Raw genomic sequence first — 2,536 nt, 5'->3', positions numbered from 1 at the left:
AACCAGCCCTCTAAAGGTAATTTGAGCGTAGCTTAATGATCTCTAAAAGCGAGTCTAAGTAGGGGTTTCAGAAGCTGTATGAAAAGCCATCGCAGGTATCAAATCAGGCTAAGCGCCTAGCCATCAGCCGAATCATGGCAATGTAGATCATCGCCTCGGATGAAGCCGGTTGTCGTTCATAGTCCTTGCTCAATCGTCTGTACCAGTTGAACCAGCCAAACGTTCTCGGGGCGACCCACCGTTTCTTGAGAAGAACAAACCCCTTAGATTGTTCGGGGCGCAGCACCATCCAGATGATAAATCGGAGGGTGTCCATCGCCCAGCGAAGGAACGGTTGACCGCTGTCTTGGTGTGCGTTCCCTAGCGCCGCAAATCGACGCGGGGTCACACCGCTATAACCACCATCAACCCAAATCACAGACAGTCTCGAAACACTTTTACCCATCTCGCGAACTTTCGTCAGGACTTGTTTGCCGCCTGCGCGTTCAGGCACACTGGCAGCAGTGACTACAACACGCAGTACCAGTCCGAGCGTATCCACTACGGTATGGCGCTTTCGACCCTTACGGTTCTTGGCACCGTCGTAGCCAACCGCTTCGTTTACCATCGTTGCGGTGGTCACGCTCTGAGAGTCGAGTATGGCTTCTGATGGGCTCTCGACGCGATTGCTATCGGCTCTGGTCCAACCGCGTAATCGGTCATGAATGGCTACCCAGGTACCATCGTCTCGCCAGTTGCGGAAGTAGGTATAGACTGTTGGCCAAGGCGGTAAGTCACCCGGAATATCTCGCCACTTACAGCCTTGTACAACCACGTACAAGATAGCGTTTATCACCGCCCACATATCGACTTCACGCGGCCGACCACCTGGTTTAGCGGGTGGAATCAACGGCTCAATGAGTTCAAATTGGTCTTGGGTCAGATTGCTAGAGTATGCTTTAGTCATGGCTCGCTTGACGCTGGTTTGTAAGTAAACACAGCTTAGTCCGAGTGAGCTTTTTTACTCCACTTTCACCTTTTCATACAGCCTCTCAAGCACTACCGCCAAGTTCAACGGTTGTTAAGATGTTTGGAGCAATCGAATCGCCGCTGTCAATTGGTTGAATGATGTGCTCAGTAGCGCATCATAGTCGGTGGATTTGCCATGATTTTAGCAGAGGTGTTTGAGCGTTTCGTTGTCGAAAGTCCGCTGACAGTGATGCTAAGGATATTGTTAGAACAAAGCTTATCAGCGGACGACGTTGATGAATTATTCGAGCAATATGCCCAGCGGCAGTACCACCGAGACTTATTGTTTTCGACAGTAGTGACGCTGATGAGTTTGGTGGTGTGTGGCATCAGTCCGTCTATCAATGCGGCCTATCAGTCAAAGACGAAAGGAATCGGGGTCAGGGTTCAATCGGTGTACAACAAACTCAATGGACTAGAACCGCCGATTATCGAAGCGTTAGTCCGTCGGTCAGTAAGCCAAGCCCAAGCCCTCATCGTGCAACTGCGTGGTGAGCTACCCGCCCTGCTGGCAGGCTATCGGGTGAAGATTCTCGACGGAAATCATTTGGCTGCGACTGAGCGTCGCTTAGACGTACTGCGCCAAATGGGCAGTGCACCCTTGCCGGGTCATGCCTTGGTAATTTTAGATCCTGCCTTAATGCTGGCGATAGATGTCTTTGCCTGTGAGGATGGTCATACCCAAGAACGGGCGCTTTTGAGTCGGGTGCTCGCCACTGTGATGAGCCGTGACCTGTGGATTGCAGACCGTAACTTTTGTACGCTGGGTTTTCTCTTTGGCTTGCACGCTCGCGGTGGCAGTTTCGTGATTCGGCAACATGGCAACTTACCTTGGACATCACTCAATGACTTGGTAAAGCGGGGGGATAACGAAACGGGCGCGGTATTAGAACAGTCGATTCAGCTCACGTTAAATCAGAGCCTGACGATGACGCTCAGACGCATTGTGGTGCGCTTAAAGCATCCCACTCGAGACAGTGACCTTGAAATTGCTATTCTGTCTAATCTGCCAGCGCACGATGCCTCAGCGCTCAAGATTGCCATGCTTTATCAAAAAAGGTGGCGAGTAGAGCGGTTATTTCAGGTGCTAGATCAGTGCTTTCGCGGCGAAATTAATACCCTTGCCTATCCAAGGGCTGCTTTATTTGGCTTTTGTATGGCCCTGATTTGCTACAACTTGTTGGCCGTGCTCAAAGCGGCGCTACGCACTGTTCACGGCGCTGACAAGATTGAAGCTGGTCTCTCTCCCTATTATCTAGCTGATGAAATTCGTCGGGTTCATGATGGCATGATGATTGCCATTCCACCGACCGAGTGGCTGACGCTAGCACAGTTGAACTTAGAAGACACCGCTCACCTGCTCATAGAATTGACAACCCAGGTAGAACTCTCTAAATTTCGCTCCCATCCTAGAGGGCCAAAGAAAAAGATACCCAAGCCTAAGTACGACAAAAAGAAGCCGCATGTCTCTACCGCTCGACTACTCGCCAAAGCTAAAGCCGAAAAGAAAGCACCTTGAAAGGGCTGG

At 50.9% G+C, this 2,536-nt stretch carries 2 protein-coding genes; one reads left to right on the top strand and one right to left on the bottom strand.

Going from position 1 to position 2,536, the window contains the following annotated elements; all coding sequences use genetic code 11:
* Positions 1–103: 103 nt before the first annotated feature.
* Positions 104–946 (bottom strand): IS5 family transposase, encoded by an 843-nt coding sequence (locus tag IQ256_RS28850; RefSeq protein ID WP_193859122.1) that lies wholly within the window; start codon positions 944–946, stop codon positions 104–106.
* 198 nt (positions 947–1,144) lie between these two features.
* On the opposite strand from IQ256_RS28850, the gene IQ256_RS28845 reads away from it, so the two are divergent.
* A complete protein-coding gene (locus tag IQ256_RS28845; RefSeq protein WP_193859121.1) occupies positions 1,145–2,527 on the top strand; it encodes an IS4 family transposase in 1,383 nt (460 codons plus the stop codon).
* Positions 2,528–2,536 lie beyond the last annotated feature (9 nt).

Source organism: cf. Phormidesmis sp. LEGE 11477 (assembly GCF_015207105.1).
Classification (GTDB): Bacteria; Cyanobacteriota; Cyanobacteriia; order Phormidesmidales; family Phormidesmidaceae; genus Phormidesmis.
This window is presented reverse-complemented; position numbering and strand designations above follow the sequence as displayed.